This is a genomic window from Halorubrum sp. CBA1125 (assembly GCF_009742825.1).
Taxonomy (GTDB): domain Archaea; phylum Halobacteriota; class Halobacteria; order Halobacteriales; family Haloferacaceae; genus Halorubrum.
In genome coordinates this window covers 1-2,674 of sequence record NZ_WPCE01000280.1, presented here as the reverse complement: position 1 = coordinate 2,674, position 2,674 = coordinate 1, and the positions used below count along the sequence as shown (strand labels likewise).

Annotated in this window: 5 protein-coding genes; 3 read left to right on the top strand and 2 right to left on the bottom strand. The window is 68.4% G+C overall.

All coding sequences use genetic code 11. The features are described from left to right. Nucleotides 1-363 precede the first annotated feature (363 nt). Nucleotides 364-558: a cold-shock protein gene (locus GJ633_RS15645; protein ID WP_156589525.1), complete on the top strand. Its 195-nt coding sequence runs from the start codon at nucleotides 364-366 to the stop codon at nucleotides 556-558. 215 nt (nucleotides 559-773) lie between these two features. Here the strand turns inward: GJ633_RS15645 and GJ633_RS15640 are convergent, their stop codons facing one another. Continuing rightward, a complete protein-coding gene (locus tag GJ633_RS15640) occupies nucleotides 774-1,088 on the bottom strand; it encodes a 2Fe-2S iron-sulfur cluster-binding protein (RefSeq protein ID WP_156589524.1) in 315 nt (104 codons plus the stop codon). A gap of 83 nt (nucleotides 1,089-1,171) precedes the next feature. Then, a complete protein-coding gene (locus tag GJ633_RS15635) occupies nucleotides 1,172-1,654 on the bottom strand; it encodes an RNA-binding protein (RefSeq protein ID WP_156589523.1) in 483 nt (160 codons plus the stop codon). A gap of 115 nt (nucleotides 1,655-1,769) precedes the next feature. Here GJ633_RS15635 and GJ633_RS15630 point away from each other — a divergent pair, with 115 nt between their 5' ends. Next, a complete protein-coding gene (locus GJ633_RS15630) occupies nucleotides 1,770-2,375 on the top strand; it encodes a 2Fe-2S iron-sulfur cluster-binding protein (RefSeq protein ID WP_156589522.1) in 606 nt (201 codons plus the stop codon). 76 nt (nucleotides 2,376-2,451) lie between these two features. Continuing rightward, on the top strand, nucleotides 2,452-2,674 hold a 223-nt coding region (locus GJ633_RS15625), incomplete at its 3' end, for a hypothetical protein (RefSeq protein WP_156589521.1).

The following is a 2,674-nucleotide window of genomic DNA, read 5'->3' as shown; positions in this document are numbered from 1 at the left end:
TAGATAAGCGTAGGGAACTCACTACTGATGATGGGTGCTGACACGACCCGGTACGACGAGATCACGCCCACGGACGTCGAGCCCGCCGGCGTCCCTCTCGACACGCGGGATCGGGAGTTCTTCGGCGTCGTGTGCGCGCTGTTCGGGAGCGCAACGGAGAGAACCAGAGCAACGACGAGAACCTCCGTGACGGAGCGAGATCGACGACAGACCGACGGATCGGTCGGCGGGATCGACTCGGACCGCCCGTCCGTCGAAGATGCTGACGATCCGCGTCGATTTCGGAAACGAACGTCCGGCGACGACCGTGGTATCCGTACACGCGCAATTCTTATCCCGTATCGGGTCCTCCCTTCGGGTGCAATGGCGACCGGAAAGGTTGATTTCTTCAACGACACTGGCGGCTACGGATTTATTGAGACTGACGACGCGGACGACGACGTGTTCTTCCACATGGAAGACGTCGGCGGCCCGGACCTCGAAGAGGGCCAGGACCTCGAGTTCGACATCGAGTCCTCGCCCAAGGGCCCGCGCGCGACCAACGTCGTCCGGCAGTAAGCCGATTCGAGGAGCGGGTCGGTCGGCTGACGCCGGACGCGACTCTGACACGCGATGATTGAACCTTCTCCCGCTTTCGGGCTCACGCCCGCCGCGGGCGTCTTTTTCCGCGCCGAGCGACCGCTCGGTTCGCCGCGGACGAGCGGGACCTCCGGGACGAACGCGCTCCGCCGCGGAGAACAGGCTGTAGGTGCCAGATGGCCGGACTGACGGTGTTAGATGTGCTGGCCCCAGATCCCGTCGCCCTTCGTCACCTCGACGTCGCCCTCGACGCGGGTCTGACACGCGAGGCGGACATCGTGGCTCGGGTGGTGCGGGGGGAACCAGAGGCGCACCTTCTCCTTGCGGTCGGGCTCGCTCACCTCGCCGTCGACTTGGACCGCACACGAGCCGCACTGGCCGAGCCCGTGGCAGTTGAGCGTCTTGGAGATCCCGTTGTGCACCGACAGGCCGGCCTCCCGTAACACGTCGCGGAGCACGGCGCCTTCCTCGCACTCGATCTCCTCGCCTTCGTAGGATACGGTGGGCATGGACGATCGGGAGATACGGGTGCGACCCACAAAGAGTCTGGGTCACGGTGGGAGCCGGACCGCGCCGGGAGCGCCGCGCCGGCTCAGACCGAGAACTCGTACAGGTCGTCGCCGACGTGGTGGATCGACTCGACGACCTTGCCGCTGTCGCCGCCCATGTCGTCGCCGTCGACGAGCGCGCGGCCGACCGCGAGCACCTTCCCGTGGGTCTCCTCGGCGATCGCGACGAGGTCGCCCTCGCGGATCGCGTCGTCGGCCTCGACGATGCCGGGGCGCATCACGTCGGCGCCGTCGGAGACGAACGAGATCGCGCCGGCGTCGACCGTGACGACGCCCGTCTTCGGATCGTAGTCGTTCGCGCCCCGGACGGTGAGGAACGGCTCGTCGTCGTCGACGTAGAAGACGGCCGGATCCCCGTCGACTAACACGAGCTCGTAGGGCGCGTCGACGAACTCGACGAGCTCGAAGGTCTCTCCGTCGATGTCGACGCCGAGGTGGTCCGCGACGGCCTCGCGGATCGCGTCGATGTCGTCGCTCCGGAGGTGGTGCCGGGATTTCACTTCCATGACCGTCCGGTCGACCGCTCGGCCGATAAATGGACCGCTCCGACGCGCCGGCCGCCGCTCTCACGGCGTTGGACCGATCAAAACGGTCTTAATCCACCTGGACATATCGGCTCGTATGCTCAACCCACTGGGGATCGCGGGAATGGTGACCCCTCCCGCGATCGTGCTCGCGGTGGTCGCGACGCTGCTTTTTGTCCTCATCGGCACCCTGGACGGGACGGGGTGGGAACCGACCGCCGACATCTCCGACGAGGTGCTCGAAAAGCGCGCCGCCGCCGTGCCCGAGACCGACTTCCCGGAGCCGGGGAACCGCGCCATCGGCGGTGGCGGCGGCGGCGGCGCGATCCCGGCCGGCGGCGAGGGCGACGAGGCCGAGCTCGACGAGGGCGGCGCCGGCGGCTCCGGTCCCGGCGACATCCCCGAAGACGAGGTCGAGTACTTCGAGGTCGAGTTCGTCAAGCAGGGCGAGACCGTCGAGCTCTCGAACGACCAGCCGATCCTCGACCAGGGCGAAGACCAGGGCTGGGACCTCCCGTACGCCTGCCGACAGGGCCAGTGCGTCTCGTGTGCCGGCCGGATCGCCGACGGTCCCTCCGAGGACTTCGTCGAGCACGACAACCAGCAGATGCTCGAGGAGGCCGAGATCGACGACGGGTACACGCTCACCTGCGTCGCGTACCCCCGCGACTCCTTCAGCATCGAGACGGGCGAGGCGCCGTAGCCGACGGGCACCCACTTCCCCCCGCGTTCCGTCCGCTTCGCGACACGCTTTTTCCCCGCTCGGCCGAACGGTCCGTATGTCGATCACTCCGGTCCTCGGCGGCGGGGTCGCCTCGCTCCTCGTCGCGGTCGCGGCCGCGGCCGTCTACCGCGACGCCGCGCGCGTCGGCGTCGACTTCGGCGCCCCGGCGCTGTGGGCTGCCCTCGTCGTTCTCACGTCCGGTCTCGCCCTGATCACCGCGCTGCTCGTTCCCGAGGCGCCGCTTCCGGGCCTGCTCGTGTTGGTCGCGCTCGGCCCCC